At 43.8% G+C, this 17775-nt stretch carries 13 protein-coding genes; 6 read left to right on the forward strand and 7 right to left on the reverse strand.

What is annotated here, in order from left to right:
• Positions 1-176 precede the first annotated feature (176 nt).
• The gene (locus tag ACW6QF_RS06090; RefSeq protein ID WP_456087151.1) at positions 177-3662 is read right to left on the reverse strand and encodes a DUF6383 domain-containing protein; all 3486 of its coding nucleotides are present in this window, start codon (positions 3660-3662) and stop codon (positions 177-179) included.
• A gap of 1105 nt (positions 3663-4767) precedes the next feature.
• Here ACW6QF_RS06090 and ACW6QF_RS06095 point away from each other — a divergent pair.
• The gene (locus ACW6QF_RS06095) at positions 4768-6486 is read left to right on the forward strand and encodes an AAA family ATPase (RefSeq protein WP_456087152.1); all 1719 of its coding nucleotides are present in this window, start codon (positions 4768-4770) and stop codon (positions 6484-6486) included.
• Between the two features lie 37 nt (positions 6487-6523).
• Complete coding sequence (locus tag ACW6QF_RS06100; protein ID WP_298550324.1) at positions 6524-6958, forward strand: DUF6078 family protein; 435 nt, start codon at positions 6524-6526, stop codon at positions 6956-6958.
• Positions 6959-7144: 186 nt separating this feature from the next.
• On the opposite strand, the gene miaB is transcribed toward ACW6QF_RS06100, so the two are convergent.
• On the reverse strand, positions 7145-8518 hold the full coding sequence (gene miaB, locus ACW6QF_RS06105; protein ID WP_456087153.1) for a tRNA (N6-isopentenyl adenosine(37)-C2)-methylthiotransferase MiaB: 1374 nt from the start codon (positions 8516-8518) through the stop codon (positions 7145-7147).
• A gap of 463 nt (positions 8519-8981) precedes the next feature.
• On the opposite strand from miaB, the gene ACW6QF_RS06110 reads away from it, so the two are divergent.
• The 4 genes from ACW6QF_RS06110 (at position 8982) to ACW6QF_RS06125 (ending at position 11793) form a co-directional block, all read left to right on the forward strand.
• On the forward strand, positions 8982-9167 hold the full coding sequence (locus tag ACW6QF_RS06110; RefSeq protein WP_298550320.1) for a type II toxin-antitoxin system HicA family toxin: 186 nt from the start codon (positions 8982-8984) through the stop codon (positions 9165-9167).
• Positions 9168-9214: 47 nt separating this feature from the next.
• On the forward strand, positions 9215-9631 hold the full coding sequence (locus ACW6QF_RS06115; RefSeq protein ID WP_456087154.1) for a helix-turn-helix domain-containing protein: 417 nt from the start codon (positions 9215-9217) through the stop codon (positions 9629-9631).
• Between the two features lie 153 nt (positions 9632-9784).
• Entirely contained in the window at positions 9785-10219 is a 435-nt protein-coding gene (locus ACW6QF_RS06120; protein WP_456087155.1) for a hypothetical protein, read from the forward strand.
• 77 nt (positions 10220-10296) lie between these two features.
• The gene (locus ACW6QF_RS06125) at positions 10297-11793 is read left to right on the forward strand and encodes an acetyl-CoA hydrolase/transferase family protein (protein ID WP_298550315.1); all 1497 of its coding nucleotides are present in this window, start codon (positions 10297-10299) and stop codon (positions 11791-11793) included.
• A gap of 186 nt (positions 11794-11979) precedes the next feature.
• Here the strand turns inward: ACW6QF_RS06125 and ACW6QF_RS06130 are convergent, their stop codons facing one another.
• The 5 genes from ACW6QF_RS06130 to ACW6QF_RS06150 form a co-directional block, all read right to left on the reverse strand.
• Positions 11980-13110, reverse strand: coding sequence for an AAA family ATPase (locus ACW6QF_RS06130; RefSeq protein WP_456087156.1), 1131 nt, complete (start codon positions 13108-13110; stop codon positions 11980-11982).
• 281 nt (positions 13111-13391) lie between these two features.
• Positions 13392-14183, reverse strand: coding sequence for a gluconate 5-dehydrogenase (locus ACW6QF_RS06135; RefSeq protein ID WP_298550311.1), 792 nt, complete (start codon positions 14181-14183; stop codon positions 13392-13394).
• A gap of 29 nt (positions 14184-14212) precedes the next feature.
• Positions 14213-15055 carry a 5-dehydro-4-deoxy-D-glucuronate isomerase gene (kduI, locus tag ACW6QF_RS06140; RefSeq protein ID WP_298550309.1) on the reverse strand — a complete coding sequence of 281 codons (843 nt, stop codon included), beginning with the start codon at positions 15053-15055 and terminating at the stop codon, positions 14213-14215.
• 47 nt (positions 15056-15102) lie between these two features.
• Positions 15103-16320, reverse strand: a complete 1218-nt coding sequence (locus ACW6QF_RS06145; protein WP_298550308.1) for a DUF2264 domain-containing protein — start codon at positions 16318-16320, stop codon at positions 15103-15105.
• An 11-nt stretch (positions 16321-16331) separates the two neighbouring features.
• On the reverse strand, positions 16332-17528 hold the full coding sequence (locus tag ACW6QF_RS06150) for a glucuronyl hydrolase (protein ID WP_456087157.1): 1197 nt from the start codon (positions 17526-17528) through the stop codon (positions 16332-16334).
• Between the last annotated feature and the right edge of the window lie 247 nt (positions 17529-17775).

Consider the following 17775-nt stretch of genomic DNA (forward strand, 5'->3'; position numbering starts at 1 on the left):
GGGGATTGTTTTTTAACTGCTTTCGGCCTTCACAGGTGTACTGACAGAAGAACTTTATTTCAATACTTTAGTATTAATAATACGATCGCTTGTTCACCTGTCGCAGGATACTTGAACCTTACGGCCCGCACGACCTTATTTAGAATTATTTGATTATAAATTTGATTTACAATCGTTTATCTTACGATAGCCTTGACAGCCTCTTCACCTTCAACAGCCACTACAACCACACCTGCAGGAACTGCGATAGTAGCGTTGTCAGAAGTGATCACCGTATTGGCAACTGTCTGGCCCAAGATGTTTGTGATAACAACTTTCTTGCCGGAGGCACCTGCAACTTGTACAGAACCGTTACCAGCGATTACTTTCACTTCAGAAACTGTAATATCATCGTTAGCAGTAGCTTCATCTGTCGTTGTTTCGAAGTAGAATACACCGGACTGACCGATCTTTTCAGCAATAGCTGCACCTGTTCCATCTTCATGCTGGCCGTTTGCTGTCTCAACCTTGGCCAAAACAGGAATACCATTTTCAGATTTAACCCACATGCCTTCAAAGGCAGCAACAGCATCACAAGCAGATTCCAACAGGAACGGTTCGCTTGCTGTCTTATCGTAAGTACCGTCAGCGTATGTATTAGTCTTACGCAAAGAGAATGTATGATTTGTATTCAGATCACCCTTAATGCTGTGACGTTTAACATATACACCTTTATTAGTAGTTGCATCAACTGCCAACTTATTCGGATCCAATACGAAACCAGCTTTTGTGTATTTAGCATGGCTACCGTTGTCTTTTACAGTCATCAAATCGTTCAAAGTATAACCCGGATTCACGATGTAGAGATATTCTTCGTCACCATCTACCTGATGGATACCTTCAACGAAGCCCAGACGAGTATAGTTGTTGAACTTATACAAGTCAGCGTTATCCATCATATTAATGCTTGAACGGATAGAATCTTCCAAGTTTACAAGGAACCAGCCAGAAGTATAACCGTTGTACGGTTTGTAGTGAGTTTCGCCATCGTCTTCGGCATTTTCCTCGCTATCCCAGTAACCGTGAACCATTGTAGGATCATCGCAAACAAAACCGTCAGGAATTGAATCCACACGAACACCGAACAAATAACGTTGCATCAGAGCGTAGTCATTAACCACTTCGTCGACATAGAGAGCAGCATTCTTTTCTACATCCATCGTACGGCTTTCAAGACCCAAATAATGGAAATCTTTGTTGATATCCTGAATCATCTGCACATTGTTGTGGTCTTTACAGTCTTCGAACAGGTAATTCTTAGCAGCCAACTGCTGATAGATCTTAATGTTGCTATTCAACTGTACATCATAATCGGCTGCGACATTTATGTACTGCGGGCGAACTTCATGAGTTGTGTAGAATGCATCTGCAACATCGTTCGGCTCGTCATTCAAATCGTTGTCACGTACATTACCCATCTTGTAACCGGCTTCAACAGCAGCCTGCATCCAACCGTTTTTAACGTCCAAATCATAAATAGACGTGCTCAAGGTACCATCATAAGCAACCGGAGTTGTAGTCGGCTTGTTGATATCCACCAATACATAACAAGTATCCATGATTGCATTATTGTCGTCCAGACGAACCTGGTTGGCTTTCAGATAGAATACAGCCAATTTCTTGTCTACGTTGTTCAGCTCAGACTGTTTAACAGCACGATAGTAATAACGGCCATCGGCAGCTTTGACAGAAGCGATATACAAACGGTTGTTATCGATCAGATTATTATCTTTCACCTTGATCACATAAGCTTTTCTATGCAACTGAACCAAAGAAGTATCTAAGTCGCCAGCCTGGTTGACAAATTCGATTACGCTACCAAATTCATTATAGATCGCGCCTTGGTTAGTCGGCAGAGTAGCTTCAGCGATTTCATAATATGTAGGTGCGGATGCTTCATTGATATAAGACATTGTATCTATAGTGCTCTGCAGATACAGCTTATCATTCATGAAGTTATTCCACTTAATCTGATAGTTGTTTTCAATACCGTTGTTCAGTTCGTCTTTCGTAAACATCTTATAACCATGTTCGCGGGTATAAGCTACGGGATCAGTAACTTTTGTGAAAGTTAACGAGTCGGCAACACGCAGCAAATCCTGACCTCCAAACATACCGGAAGAAGCAACATAATTGCCAGAATGACCACCTTCACGGTTGATAAAGCGATAGTTTACTCCATCTTTAGAATACAACTGACCTTCAAAAACGACTCCCGGATATTCACGGTTCTGAATCTTCACATATTTAGCAGAGTCAGCCTCGCCCATCTTTTCACAACCCAACTGTTCTACAGTCCACATTGCAGACGGCATCAAGTCATAACGCTGGTTCATTGCTTCAGTATCATACATCAGATTACCAGCCATGTTCTTAACGATCCACATACCTTTGGCACGCTGTCTGTCATTATGATTAGCCAAGTTGATGAAATACAAACCAGATTTTTTGGTTGCACGGTTCAGGTATTCGAACGGACGGTCGATGGTTGTTTTAACTTTGAATTCTCCTTTACCATCTTTTGCAACTGTGATAACTTCTTTATCTACTCCCGGAATCGTTGCAGCTGTCAAAGAAACAGTTTTGGAAGTATAAGATGTATAATCATTTACCAATGTATTGGCCTTTGAGTAATCTGCAGTTCTTGCAAATGAAGTTGTAGCAGCAGATTCTCTCCAATATTTATTAGCATCCCATTCGAAGTCAGCCTGGACAGCTGCATTCAACGGTTCAATTACAATACTATCGTTCGTCGGGAAATAAGTGGCACGGAAATAATAACGTGCTTTCATAAACGTATTATCTGTTGCAATCGGCTTTTTCAGAGCAAACATAACAGCCGGAGAAACAGACGGTTTATGAGTATCATCCTGATAACGAGCTGTATCAGCCAGCAAATAAGTTCCCGCTGTAGTCTGGAAGTTCAGGTTGAACTTATTAACAAGCGGATTCAACGCATTTTCAGTTGACTTAGTGAAAGCAACACCGTCCGCATTCAAAGTATTAACATTATCACTACCATTCAATAGAGCATCTGTCAATCTTAATGCATTTTCTTTAGCTGTAAAATATTGATTCAAGAAAACACCTGCACCTTGCAACTCTCTGTTCATCTTGAAAGAGAAGCTATCAGCATTCATCTTCATATCAGCATCCATACGTGTATTGAACTGCTGAGCTGTCATAAAGAACGGAGCAGCAATAACCGGTTTCATTTCCAATACATCGGTCAAATTATTCAAATTATGTCCGGCATCCGCAGTATTGGCAACTTTAGCCTTTACTAATTTCCATTTACTTCTTTCACCATCAGGATAAGCAAAACCTTTATTTCCAGGATATTCCAATCTGTCATTTAATTTTTTTGCAGTTCCATATTTGGATTTATCACCTGCAGCCTCATAAGACAGATACATAACCTGATTGTCACTTTGATCATGCAGATAAGAATAAACCTTCTGGAATTCTAATACAGCATCATTGCTTGCATTCACTGTATACCACGACCATTCGGCAATACCAGCTCTTAATTCCGAAACAGAATCATTTTTGATTACGGAATGATCAAAAGTAAGAGCAAGTCCGGTTTCCTTATTGATATAAGTAAAATAACCACCGCTCACACCATCTGGTTTTGAGTACTTTATTTTCCATAAAGAAGCATTCAAAGGAGCTTTATCCTTTTTGACTGTACGCAGATAAATCTCACCAGTCTCATAGTCACGTTCCTGAACCAGAACATCCGGATAAGCTGTATCATCATTTTTCACTTCCAACTGATAATACAGGTTACGATCAATAGAATAGACATTTTTAGTCCATACACCACCTGTAGCCAGATTATATTTTCCGGCCGCAGTAGTAGCTGCAATTACTGCATTGTCCGTGTGATTTGATGGTGCGGACTTTGTCTCAAACGTACGATAAGCACCCTGCACTGTAGCATTAGATTGATCTTTCCAGTTTTGAGCGGAAACAGACCCTGCTACCAGCGCAAGCGCCATCAGAGTAGAAAACTTTTTGTTCATAATCATTTGAATTAATATTAATAATACATATACTAAAAGTTCAATCAGCATCACGTACATCCCTGTGTTTTCGTCTTTTAACTAAACTTCTGTATTTTGACGAGAGAAAACGTACGTTTTTTTTAGTCATTTTCACTGCACAAAAATACAACTACTTTTTAAACCTGCAATCCTTTCTCCCAATTATTTTTCCTTTTCTATATTCTTTCTTATCAATTAGATAGCTTAAGATGTACGAAAAACCGTCTTTCTGATACAAACCTTTCAGAAGCCCCCGAAAAATGACAAATAAAAACGTACGTTTTCTTTAGTCATTTTGAAATTGCCTCCTATTCCTCTATCCAACAAGCATTTATATCCATAAAATCGTACAAATCAAAGCAGTTACTATATATGTACGCGTGTACATTATACAAAATTCCAAATCATAGATAATCAAGCAGATATCGCCAAACACGACCTACATCGATTTTGCCCGAAAAGACCGGTAAAATGGCCGATTTCAGAAGACTACAAAAAAAAATGTTACTATTTCTTTAAGAAAGAACTGTTATTAACATTCTCATCAAGGAGAAGAAAGAGACTTTTCCTCGCTGTTACTTAAAATATGAGTTTGTAAGTTTGGAGAAATAGGACTGACCGGTAAGAAGGAGTGAAAAAATAATTCCTATATTTGTGTTAGTAATAAAAACAATGACGTATGGACCGGAAAAAGTTACCGATAGGCATCAGCGATTATAAGATGCTGATAGAAGAGGACTATTACTATGTAGATAAGACCGATTTTATCCGCCAGATCGTAGAAGAAGGAAGTTTTATCACGCTTCTTCCGCGTCCGCGCCGTTTCGGCAAGACACTGAACCTCTCCACGCTCCGCTATTTTTTCGAGAAGACGGAAGGTAATATATATCGTCCGCTTTTCAACGGGAAAAACATCGAACAGTGGAAAGACTTCGCCCGATATCAAGGGAAATATCCGGTGATACTGATCACGCTGAAAGATTGCAAAGGCGAGACGTTTGAAGAGATGCTTTTATTGTTAGCGCGTGAGTTGCAGTCGGAATTCATCCGTCACGATTATTTACGTGAACATATCGAACAAAAAGATTATCTGGATCAGTTCGTCCGGTTACAAAATCGGAAAGCGACTTCGGATGAAATGACCGGTTCACTCAGACTGCTTTCCGAACTGCTCACTTCTTACTGCGGCACGCCGCCACTTGTACTGCTCGATGAGTACGACACTCCGATCCATGTAGCTTTCGATAAAGGATATTACGAGCGTATGATCGGTTTCATGCGTAACTTCATGAGTTTGGTGTTCAAAGATAACAAGGATATCTTCCGCGGCGTCATTACCGGCATCTTGCGAGTCAGCAAGGAATCGATCTTCAGCGGGTTGAATAATATAACCGTGTTTTCATTGTTGGACCGTCCGATGTGCACAGCCTTTGGCTTCACCCAAGAAGAGACAGATACGCTGTTAAATGATTATTCTTTAAGTGAAGAGAAAGATGCGGTAAAACAATGGTATGATGGTTATTTATTCGGAGGATTGACAGTCTATAATCCCTGGTCCGTACTAAATTACATCATGTACGATGGTACTTTCGCTCCTTACTGGGTAAACACAGGTTCGGATGTTTTGCTCCGACACCTGCTTGCCGACGGTCCGTCGCAAATACGCATGGGAATGGAGTCACTCATACAAGGTGAACCCATCCATGGCGTGATCAACGACAAACTGGCATTCCCGGATTTGCTGTCAGAAGCATCCAATATCTGGTCATTCATGCTTTTTAGCGGCTATCTGAAAGCATCCGACCCGGTAAAGGACCATGACGACCTGATGGAATACACTTTACAAGTGCCCAATCGTGAGGTAAGAACCGTTTTCTTTACCATCATTCGCAGCTGGATCAACAATGGTCCGGTCAAGAACGAACGCTTAGAACTGATGTTACAAGCATTGAAAGAAAAAAATATGCCAATCTTCCAGCGCACCCTGAACGACTTTGTTGTCAACACATTGTCATATTATGACACAAACGGCCGTGAGCCGGAAAAGGTCTATCAGGCTTTTTTGCTGGGTATGCTTGTCAGTAGCGGCGCTTACGAAGTGAGCAGCAATCGTGAATCGGGACTTGGCCGGTATGATATCCTGCTACGTCCACGCGACCTGAACGGACAAGGCGTAATCATGGCATTGAAGCTTTATGATCCGGTGTACGACAAATCCGTCGAAAGTGTTTTAGACTCCGCTCTTCAACAGATTGAAGACAGACAGTATGCCGCCACGCTTCAGGCAGCCGGCATCACCGACATCCTCAAAATGGCTATCACATTCGACGGCAAACGAGTCTGGGTAAAAATGGCCGGATATAACAATTGTTTGCATCCGACACAGATGCAAAAATAAGATACGGATTCAAATATAATCCGTACATTTGTACATTATGAAAAATAATTTTGATTATCAAGAAGTTCCATACGACTTCGCGCATTGTTTCAACACACAATGTACGCAAGCGGACAATTGTCTACGCCACCTGGCAGCAGCCAACAGTACCTCCATCCGCAAATTCCTCCCGATCGTAAATCCGGCTCGTTTCCCAAAGGAAGGAGACGAGTGTCCTTTCTTCAAATCGCAAACTAAAAAACGAATTGCTCTGGGGATTACGAACTTGCTTGATAATGTGCCGCATAAAATGGCATTGCATCTAAGAAGGCAGATGGTCGGCCACTTCGGGAAAACACTTTATTACCGCTTCCTGCGCAAAGAGAACGAGTTGTTGCCCGAACATCAACTTTTTATCGAACAACTCTTTAAACAAAACGGGATCAACGAAGAACCGGTTTTCGATTCATACAGGGAAAGCTTCGACTGGTAAAAAGTTTCAGCGATTTTTTTTCATGAAACTAAAGTTTCAAACAGTTCCCCCCTTTGAAACTTTAGTTTCATCGGAGGAAACTTTTGTTTCACCGGTCGAAACTTTAGTTTCGCGCCTTGAAACTAAAGTTTCGACCGCAGACACTTTTGTTTCTGATATTGAAACAAGCGATCGGGCCAATAAAGATCATCCCTCCACCGGCTCTCCGAACAGAGTGGCGGACGAGGCGCGGTTGATGCGTACCTTTATGAATTGCCCGACATGATAATTCCTCTTGTCGAAGATCACAACCTTATTCTGGCTGGTACGGCCGAACAACTGTTCGCGCGAACGTTTGGAGAAGCCTTCGATCAGGACCTCGAACACTTTGCCGACATCACGCTTGTTGCTCTCTTCCGAAAGCCGGTTCTGCAAGTCGATCATGCCTTGCAGGCGGCGGACTTTCTCTTCTTCACTGACCGTATCGGGAAGATGCTGGGCCGCATAGGTTCCCGGACGCTCGGAATATTTGAAAAGGAAAGCGCTGTCGTAGCCCACTTCGCGCATCAGGGAAAGCGTTTCCTGATAATCCTCTTCCGTCTCGGAATGGAAACCGCAAAACAGGTCGGTCGAGATAGCACAGTCCGGCAGGATACGGCGGATCGCGGCGATACGGTCCAGATACCATTCGCGCGTATATTTACGGTTCATCACTTTCAAGATGCGGGAACTCCCCGATTGTGCGGGAAGATGGATCATCTTACATATATTATCGTGTTCAGCGATCACGTGCAGGGTTTCATCGCTCATATCCTTCGGATGCGAAGTGGTAAAGCGGACACGCATCTCAGGCACTTCCTCGGCCACGCGCTTCAGCAAAACGGGAAACGAAATTTTCTCTCCCTCTTTCTCAAAGAGATATGAGTTTACGTTCTGTCCCAACAAGGTCACTTCCTTAAAACCTTTATCGCGCATGTCGCGTATCTCGTTCAGGATACTCTCGATATCCCGGCTGCGTTCCCTTCCGCGGGTATAGGGCACGATACAATAGGTACAGAAGTTATTACATCCGCGCATGATTGAGACGAAGCCAGAAATATGCACACCTCCCAATTTCAGCGGGATCACATCCTTGTAGGTTTCCTGCGTGGAAAGCTCGACATTGATCGCCTTTTCGCCGTGTTCGACCGCACCCACCAGGTTCGGCAGGTCCATATAGGAATCCGGACCGACAACCAAATCGGCATGGTGCACTTCGATCAGTTCCTCCTTCACTCGCTCTGCCATGCACCCGAGCACACCGATCACTAACGTTTTCTTCTTTCTTTTTAAAGACTGGAAATACTGAAGCCGCCCGTAGATTTTCTGTTCGGCATTATCGCGAACCGAACACGTGTTGACGAAAATAGCATCGGCGTCTTCAATCTTGTCCGTCACCACATACCCATCCATTTTCATGATGGAAGCGACTACTTCGCTGTCTGCCACATTCATCTGACACCCGTAGGTCTCGATGAACAACTTCTTTTCTTCCGTTACGGCTGCGGATTTTAAGTCCGCGCCATTCTCTTGATTTGCCATCTTATTTGCTAATTACTGTTAAATATGAATGTTTTTGAAAAATAATTCATCAAATGCTTGCACAGTAAAAATACCACGCCTATATTTGTATTCGAAAAACGTAAATTTTTTCATAGTTAAGGTTTTGGTTAAATCGAATAAGGGTGGCTGTGAAGTTACCCTTATTTACTTTTATACCTATTATATGTATCCTTCCTTTCACTTCTAAATAATATTTCCTACATTTGGGAAGACAAAGAAAACACTTTTCTTCTGAGGATCCAAAGAAGCCGCAAGAATTCCTTGAAGATAACTTTGCATTATCAAGACAATGAAACAAGATCTCCGATATGGAGAACTCGTTATTAAATCCTACCTTCATCGTTAAATGATACTAATTCGGATATCATTTAACAATAAAGCCGCTTGTAATGATATTCAAATGAGTATCTTTGTAATGTGTCAATCAAGTGAAATTAAAATAATGAAATACAATGAATTGGAAAGATTAGTAAAGAAGTCCGGCTGCTATGACACAGGAAAGCAACAAGCAGGCCATCCGTTATGGTATTCCCCCAAAACCGGGAAAACGTTTCAAATGAGCAATCATGATAAACAAGAGGTCGCAACGGGAACATTAAAAGCGATCAAAAAAGCGGCGGGAATCTAATCCACCTGTTTTTATATCAAAGAGTATTAACTAAACAAGTGTTCGATATGGAAAGAGAAAAAAGGAAAGTAAAAGCGATCATAGAGAGAGCTAACGATGGAACATATAGCATATATATGGATGCCGATGACATGAACTATCTGGTAACCGGAACGGGAGAAACGGCCGAAGAAGCCATTAAAACATTTCTTGCCGGATATGAAGACACAAAGCGGTATTATGAAGACAAAGGGGATAATTTTGAAGAAGCAGAATTTGAATTTGTCTACGACATGGCTTCATTCTTGTCATATTTTTCAAAGGCATTCTCTTTGGCTGGTTTATCCCGCATTACGGGAATAAACAAAGGGCAATTAAGCCATTATATGACAGGTCGACGAAATCCATCACGCAGTACAGTAGAAAAAATTCAAGAATCCGTCAAATCGTTTGCAAACGATTTAAGCCAAGTGCATTTCATTTGATTGGCACTTTCATGGATCCGCAAGGCAAGGGCGGTATGTTAAGACTTCGAATCGCAAAATATTGATATTCAGAAAAAAGTTGTATTTTTGCCAAACTCTAATAAAGGAAACATAGTGTATCCTTGTTTGGAGTGCAAACAATAATCAAAGTTTATGGATAACGCAGGTGATTGGCTATATATTGTGTTCCTGATAATTGCAGGGATCAGCAGTTTGTTCAGTTCCAAGAACAAGAAAAAACGCCCGAAACAGATATTGGGGCAACCGGACAGGGAAATCATTACTAAGGATGAAAATGTTCCCGACAAAGGTTTCTGGGAGGTTTTGGAAGAGATGCAGAATCCGAAACCCGCCCAACATCCTGTCACCGTCTCCAAACCCAAAAGAGAACAGAAAAAGCAGCAGGCAGTAAAGCCCAAGCCATTCCTTACCGCCGAAAATACAACGGAAAGGCAATCCTTTGACGGAAACCGCCTTGTCGTCCCCTCGGCCGAAGAGGAAAATCCGCTAACCGATATCGAGTTCGACAATGCCGCCGAACTGAGAAAAGCAGTTATTTACACTGAAATACTTCATCGCAAGTATTAATCTATATTCTTTTTTAATACCTTTGCGCCGCACTGTTAACTGAAAACAGAATTACTAATATAACAACAAATAATATCATGGCTTTAAAATTTATCACAGCTGAAGAAGCAGCTTCATTCGTACATCACAACGACAATGTAGGCTTTAGCGGATTTACTCCCGCAGGATGCCCTAAAGTTGTGCCGGGCGCAATTGCCAAAAAAGCAATTGCCGAACATGAAAAAGGGAACCCGTTCCAGATCGGTATGTTTACCGGCGCCTCGACAGGCGACAAACTGGATGGCGAACTGGCTCGCGCCAATGCAATCAAATTCCGTACACCGTATCAGTCCAACAAGGACCTGCGCACCCTGCTGAACTCCCACGGCGCACAGTATTTCGACATGCACTTGTCTGAACTGGCACAGAGCCTGCGTTATGGCTTCTTGGGCAAGATCGACGTGGCCATCGTCGAAGCAGCCGATGTGACGGAAGACGGCGAAATCGTTCCGACAAGCGGCGTCGGTATCCTGCCGACAATCTGCCGCATGGCCGACCGTATCATCGTCGAGCTGAACTGCCGCCACCCGAAAGAAATCCGTGGAATGCATGATATTTACGAACCGGCTGATCCTCCTTACCGCCGCGAAATCCCCATCTACACCCCGTCCGACCGTATCGGTAACGACTGTGTGAAAGTCGATCCGGCCAAGATCGTCGGTGTTGTCAAGACCGACGAACCGAACGAAGGTGGCAAGTTCTCTCCGCTGGATGACGTGACAATGGCTATCGGCCAGAATGTTGCGAACTTCCTGGTCGGCGAAATCAAAGCCGGCCGTCTGCCGAAAGAATTCGTTCCGTTGCAGAGTGGCGTAGGCAATGTTGCCAATGCCGTTTTAGGCTGCATGGGCGAAAACAAGGATATTCCGGCATTCAACGTTTATACGGAAGTTATCCAGGACGCTGTTATTGCTTTGATGAAACAGGGACGCGTCAAGTTTGCCAGCGGTTGTTCACTGTCTGTCAGCAACGAAGTGATCCGCGACATCTATGCTAACCTGGATTTCTTCAAAGATAAGATTCTGCTTCGTCCGCAGGAAATCTCCAACAACCCCGAAGTAGCCCGCCGTCTCGGCCTGGTGGCCATCAATACGGCTTTGGAAGCGGATATATTCGGTAACATCAACTCCACTCACGTATCGGGTACAAGGATGATGAACGGTATCGGCGGTTCCGGCGACTTCACCCGTTCGGCCATGTTGTCTATCTTCACGACTCCGTCTACGGCGAAGGAAGGAAAGATCAGCGCATTCGTGCCGATGGTTTCCCACTTGGATCACAGCGAACATTCTGTCAAAGTCATCATCACGGAATATGGCGTTGCCGACCTGCGCGGCAAATCACCGATCCAGCGTGCACGTTGCATCATCGACAACTGCGTTCACCCGGATTACAAACCGTTATTGGAAGAGTATCTGGCAATGGGCATCAAGGGACACACTCCCCAGAACCTGAAATGTTGCTTCGCTTTCCACGAAGAACTGGCAGCCAGCGGCGACATGCACAATGTTGACTGGAGCAAATACAACAAGTAATCGTTGTATCATATATACAGAAAAGGAAGGTATGTCAAAATATAAAATAGAGCGCAGATGACACAGATTCAACAGATAACCGCAGATTTTTATTTTATTGATTTGCAATAATCAATCTGTGTGAATCAGTCTCATCTGTGTTATCTGTGCTCTAATATACAGATTAATGACACACCCCCCTTTTCTTTAGAAGTTCCGCCTCAACCACAAAGAGAAAAAACGATCGTAAACCATGTAAAAGTTTCCTTCTTTTGTTATGAAGTCCTTTTCCAACAGCCCTCTTAAAGCCGATTGAACCGAACTGCTTGACGGCAAGCTGTATTTATGGATAAATTTTCCGGAAGTCAATGCCGTTGCTTTCCCTTCTTTACAAATGGCAATCATCAGCTCTTTCTGCTTTTCCGGCAATTGATAAAGCAACTCAGAATAGGTAAAGGAATAAGAATCCAAAATGAAGTCCACTGCCTGTTCAATCATCTCGCCACCGCACACCTCTCCTTTCGGAGTCATTGCAAAAAGAATATTCAATATCTTTTGCAGATACCAAGTGATTCCTTCAAAACGATTATACAAAGAGTCAAAGACTGTAATATCAATATTCTTTTGCGCCATCCTGAAATGATGTTGTACAAACTCCATGTATTTCTGTTTATCGATTGCCGATAAATGCAGGATAGATACACTCTGATAAAAAGGACGGGCAGGACTAATAAACATTTCACCCATCAAATGACGTTGTGAACCGGCAAATATAAAATGAGCCTTGTCGCAATGCTGGACATAAGTACGCAACAAAGCCTCCGTATTCTTTTCCGGATATTGTGCAACCTGTTGAAACTCATCGATAGCAATAATACAAGGCTTATCAGATACAGCCAAATAATGAAAAATTTCATCCAAAGTCGTTTCCGGCGACTTGATATCGCCCAATTCCAAATTCCATTGCGGCATTCCCGACATATCCAATGAAAAACCGGCCTTTAAAGAGACTAAACTATTAACAAACAACTCCCAAGCCTTTTGTCCTTTCGGTTTTAAAGTCGCCAAAATCACTTTTCCCAACTGAAAAACGAACTCTCGGAGTGTCTTGGTCGCATAAATATCAATCAGGAAGGTATAATAATTCTCCTTTATTTCTTTCAAATGGAAACAATGCTGGATTAGCCCGGTTTTTCCCATACGGCGGGTAGAGATGATGGCTACATTGTTTTCATTGACCAGCCAACGAAGCAACTCTTCGGTCTCCCTCTCCCGATCACAGAAATATTCGGGAGCGATGTAACCACTTGTAACGAATGGATTATTTAACAAATTCATGTTGTTTTCTTTTTACGCAAAGATAATTATTATCTTATAATAATCATCATAACGTAATCAGATTCCGATTTGGAGTCCTACCCTAAAAAAAGCGGTGTGTCAAAACTCCTTTATCACGATCTTTAAGGCACGGATTTCACGGATTTACACGGATAAATTTATTATCTTTCCGTGTAATCCGCGTAATCCGTGCCTAAATTGTGTCTATTGTAAGCAGGATTTTCTTTTTGACACACCCTCCTTTTTAACGCAGAAAGGCAATAAGAGCCAGTGCGACCTTATCAAGGTTGTTTGCCGATATAAGCTAAAATACCGCCATCGACATACAGCACATGGCCGTTTACGAAGTCGGAAGCATCGGAGGCCAGGAACACGGCAGGCCCCATCAGATCTTCGGGAGTTCCCCAACGGGCAGCCGGAGTCTTGGCAACAATAAAGGCATCGAACGGATGACGGGAACCGTCAGCCTGTCTTTCACGCAAAGGAGCAGTCTGCGGAGTCGCGATATAACCCGGACCGATACCGTTACACTGGATGTTGTATTCGCCATATTCGGAAGCGATGTTGCGGGTCAGCATCTTCAATCCACCTTTAGCGGCAGCATAAGCCGACACCGTTTCGCGACCGAGTTCGCTCATCATAGAGCAGATATTGATAATCTTTCCGTGTCCTTTCTTGATCATGGAAGGGATAACTGCTTTGGATACGATAAACGGACCGTTCAGGTCGATATCGATCACCTGGCGGAATTCGGCAGCCGTCATTTCCACCATCGGGATACGTTTGATGATACCGGCATTGTTCACCAGAATATCGATTACGCCTACCTCCTTTTCGACTTGTGCAACGAAAGCATTCACCTGCTCTTCATTCGTCACATCGCAAACATAACCGTGAGCGTCGATACCTTCGGCTTCATAAGCAGCAATACCCTTATCTACTAACTCCTGTTTGATATCGTTAAATACGATAGTAGCACCGGCCTTGGCGAACGCAGTCGCAATCGCAAACCCGATACCGTAAGAAGCACCTGTTACAAGTGCAACCTTACCTTCCAATGAAAAATTTACCATAATAATAATATATTAATGTCCGAAACTCATTACTTCAAGTCAGAGATCAAAGAGAAATCCTGATCTCCATAATCCAGGTTTTCACCCCCCATCCCCCAAATGAATGTATAGTTGTGGGTAGCAGCAGCGCTATGGATAGACCATTCGGGAGACAAAACAGCCTGGTCGCCTTTCATCCAGATATGACGGGTTTCATCCACTTCGCCCATGAAATGACAGATAGCCTGGTCTTCAGGGATATCGAAATAGAAATAGGCTTCCATACGACGGCTATGCACGTGCGCCGGCATCGTGTTCCAGACACTGCCCGGTTTCAGTTCCGTCATACCCATCTGCAACTGGCAGGTAGGAAGAACCTGATTGACGATCATCTTGTTGATGTTACGGTCGTTGGACATTTCCAAAGAGCCCATAGCGGCAACCACAGCGTCAGCCTTCGTTACTTTTTTATCCGGATAGTTGCGATGTGCAGTCGTAGAGTTAAAATAGAATTTAGCCGGATTCTTGGCATCCTTGCTTTCAAATGTCACTTCACGGTCACCGGAACCCAGATAAAGAGCCTCCTTAAAATCGAGTTCGAAGACAGCATCCCCCGCTTTTACGACACCCGGTCCGCCCACATTGAAGATTCCCATTTCGCGACGAGTCAGGAAGAAAGGAGCTTTCAACGGATCGATTGCTTCCAGAACCAGCACCTCGCCAGCCGGCATGGCGCCACCGACGATCATACGGTCGTACATCGAATAGACCATATTCACCTCGTTAGGAGCAAACACCTTTTCAATCAGAAAATCACGACGGATACGTTTCGTATCATATTGCTTTGCATCTTCCGGATGCGCAGCATAACGCAATTCATAATTTGTTTTCATCTTCTTATAACTGTATTATTTTTTAATTCTTAATTTTTAATTCTTAATCACTTAATCGCATGGTCCGCCCGCACCTTCTCTCCGTTCCAGGCTTTCACATTCGTCCACTCCGTATAAGGAGCAGACCAGAACTCATCCGTTTCCGGCAGTCCTAAAGGCACTAAACCAAAAGTACAAAGATAGACGCTCCCCGTATTGATATAAGACTCGGAGATTTCGATTTGTTCACCTGTAAAGCCTACACGCAACCAACCGTTCTTGTCGAAATTTGCCGGAGACTTCAACTGGCGACGAATGACGGAAGTCAAAGCGCAACGCACCTGCGCCGGTTTCACCCGTTCGGGCAAAATATGCATCAAAGCCGCTTGTCCTAACGCATGGAAAGCACCGAAGCGGTAACAGATGGAACGGCCGACAACCGGAAAAGAACCTTCGGGAGAAATAAAACGTTCCAGTATCTCGGCATAACGAGCATGACGTTTCAACTGTGTATCCAAGAAATCAGCTCCCTCGATATTATGTTTCTTCATCACGACCAGCACGTCCGTCAGCATCGGATGGATCACGAAACTATTATAATAATCCATGTGAAAATCAACCCCATCACCATACATAGCATCCCCTTTATACCATTCGTCACGGAATTTTTTCACACCATACAGCATCCGTTCCATGTCGCATTCTCCGGTAAACTCCAACAAAGCAGCTTCGACAGTCGAAGCGAAAAGCAACCAATTGCTTTCAAAAGGCTTGATGTTACGGCTCCGCTTCAATTCGGTCACCATCCATTCTTTTGCCTGCGGATCAAGATTTCCCCAAAGCTGTTTCGGGGCACGCAATAATCCCTGAGCCAAAAAAGCAGCATCCACCAAAGGTTGCGACGGTTCACCGAAAACCAGATAGTCGGGAGCCTCTGGATTAACGGCATTCTTCAAGCCTCTTACCGTCAGATCGATATATTTTTCACGGAGCTTGCCTTCCAGCGTGTTGTCCGGTCCCAGTTCCAGCCAGGGAGCGATACCGCAGACCAGACGGCCCACCGCCTCCAAATGCGAGAAGCGATGACGGTTGCCCAACGATTCGTAAGGCATATTCTTCTTCAACGTATTATTGCTCAGATTGACAAGTACGGGATCAGCAATGCGTGTCAGGTTTTCCACCCAGAACGCACGATCTTCTTTGCCGGTTGTTTGCCGGGCGTTGCCCGTAAAAGGCAGACAGATCGTACATAGAATTAGTACGGCGATTTTCAATGAATTTCTCATGGTTTATATATTCAAATTAATTTCTTCAGTCTCATCAATGCTTCTACATAATAGTAATCGGCATAGCTAAGCGGCACGTCCACCTCGCTGTTTCCAGGCAGATGGCCGGTCGAATGCTTGAGCACAAAGTTACAGTTTGTTCCCTTTTCCGCCAAATATTCAGGGGATGATAAAGAACGCACCTGCTGTTCGGCAAAGTCCAGATAGCTTTCTGCCTCGTCCGATTTATCCAACCGGCTCAATTCGATCAAGGCTGAAGCCATGATAGCGGCAGCAGAGGCGTCGCGCGGCGCATTCGGGATATTGGGAGTGTCGAAATCCCAATACGGGACTTTATCGGCAGGCATATTCGGATGGTTCATCAGGAAACGGGCAATATGCTTGGCCTGTGCCAGATATTCGGGACTGCCGGTTTCACGCGCCATCATCGTATAGCCATAGATCGCCCACGCCTGTCCGCGTGCCCAGGCCGATTCGTCGGCATAGCCTTGATGCGTCATTTTGATATGGGGTTTTCCGGTGATCGTATCATACGAAACGACATGATAACAACTATAATCATCACGGAAATGATTTTCCATCGTCGTATTGGCATGCGTAACCGCAATATCATGGAAACGGTTATCGCCGGTAGCCTTGCTGGCCCACGTCAGCAATTCGAGATTCATCATATTATCGATGATAACCGGATATTGCCATTTGCCGTTATTGGTAAAGTCCCAGGAGCGGATCGCCTTGATCATCGGGTTGAAGCGGGTACTGAGCGAGCCGGCGCCTGTCACCAGCACATCCTTGTAACCGGGATCTTGTGTCAGGCGGTAACCGTTGCCATAACTGCAATAAAGCATGAAGCCTACATCGTGATTATCCGTCACATGCTGCACTTTTTCCAAGCGTCCGGTAAAAAGTTCGGCATACTTCTTCAATTCGGGAGTAGGATTGCTTTCATACAGGTACCAGAGTTCACCGGGGAAGAAACCGCTGCACCACCAATAGCAGTCGCTCGTTTCCAGTCTGCCGTCCTTGATGCTCTTAGGCAGCCGGCCTTCCTGCTGTTCCAGTTCTTTGGCCATAAGCAACGCCTGTTCGGTCGAGGCTTTCAAACCGCGGTCAATCACTTTCGCAAGAGGTTCTTCCTGCGGCGCATTACTACAAGACGACAACAACAGTGTGGTCGCTAACACAGATAAACTTAAAAGTTTGTTCATAATTGAATAATTAGAAAGATTTTGGACAAATATAGGGATAAGTTTACAAATTTCTGCGAATTACGATAGAAAACCGATCGGTATACATAACGAAGCCCCGAAAATGTCTTTTCATCTCCGGGGCTTGTTTTAGATGTATGCTTTCTCCCTTCACAGGGATACCGGCAACATTGAACTTTTAAATTCAATATACTTTAGTATTATTAATATTAAATCCGACCGCTTGTTCACCTGTCACAGGGTAATT

The organism is Parabacteroides sp., from assembly GCF_977054455.1.

What these genes read in the sequence shown, in the direction of transcription:
- ACW6QF_RS06095 (WP_456087152.1), top strand. Translation starts at nt 4,768, where the DNA reads ATGGACCGGAAAAAGTTACCGATAGGCATCAGCGATTATAAGATGCTG.
- ACW6QF_RS06100 (WP_298550324.1), top strand. Translation starts at nt 6,524, where the DNA reads ATGAAAAATAATTTTGATTATCAAGAAGTTCCATACGACTTCGCGCAT.
- miaB (WP_456087153.1), bottom strand. Translation starts at nt 8,518, where the DNA reads ATGGCAAATCAAGAGAATGGCGCGGACTTAAAATCCGCAGCCGTAACG.
- ACW6QF_RS06110 (WP_298550320.1), top strand. Translation starts at nt 8,982, where the DNA reads ATGAAATACAATGAATTGGAAAGATTAGTAAAGAAGTCCGGCTGCTAT.
- ACW6QF_RS06115 (WP_456087154.1), top strand. Translation starts at nt 9,215, where the DNA reads ATGGAAAGAGAAAAAAGGAAAGTAAAAGCGATCATAGAGAGAGCTAAC.
- ACW6QF_RS06120 (WP_456087155.1), top strand. Translation starts at nt 9,785, where the DNA reads ATGGATAACGCAGGTGATTGGCTATATATTGTGTTCCTGATAATTGCA.
- ACW6QF_RS06125 (WP_298550315.1), top strand. Translation starts at nt 10,297, where the DNA reads ATGGCTTTAAAATTTATCACAGCTGAAGAAGCAGCTTCATTCGTACAT.
- ACW6QF_RS06130 (WP_456087156.1), bottom strand. Translation starts at nt 13,110, where the DNA reads ATGAATTTGTTAAATAATCCATTCGTTACAAGTGGTTACATCGCTCCC.
- ACW6QF_RS06135 (WP_298550311.1), bottom strand. Translation starts at nt 14,183, where the DNA reads ATGGTAAATTTTTCATTGGAAGGTAAGGTTGCACTTGTAACAGGTGCT.
- kduI (WP_298550309.1), bottom strand. Translation starts at nt 15,055, where the DNA reads ATGAAAACAAATTATGAATTGCGTTATGCTGCGCATCCGGAAGATGCA.
- ACW6QF_RS06145 (WP_298550308.1), bottom strand. Translation starts at nt 16,320, where the DNA reads ATGAGAAATTCATTGAAAATCGCCGTACTAATTCTATGTACGATCTGT.
- ACW6QF_RS06150 (WP_456087157.1), bottom strand. Translation starts at nt 17,528, where the DNA reads ATGAACAAACTTTTAAGTTTATCTGTGTTAGCGACCACACTGTTGTTG.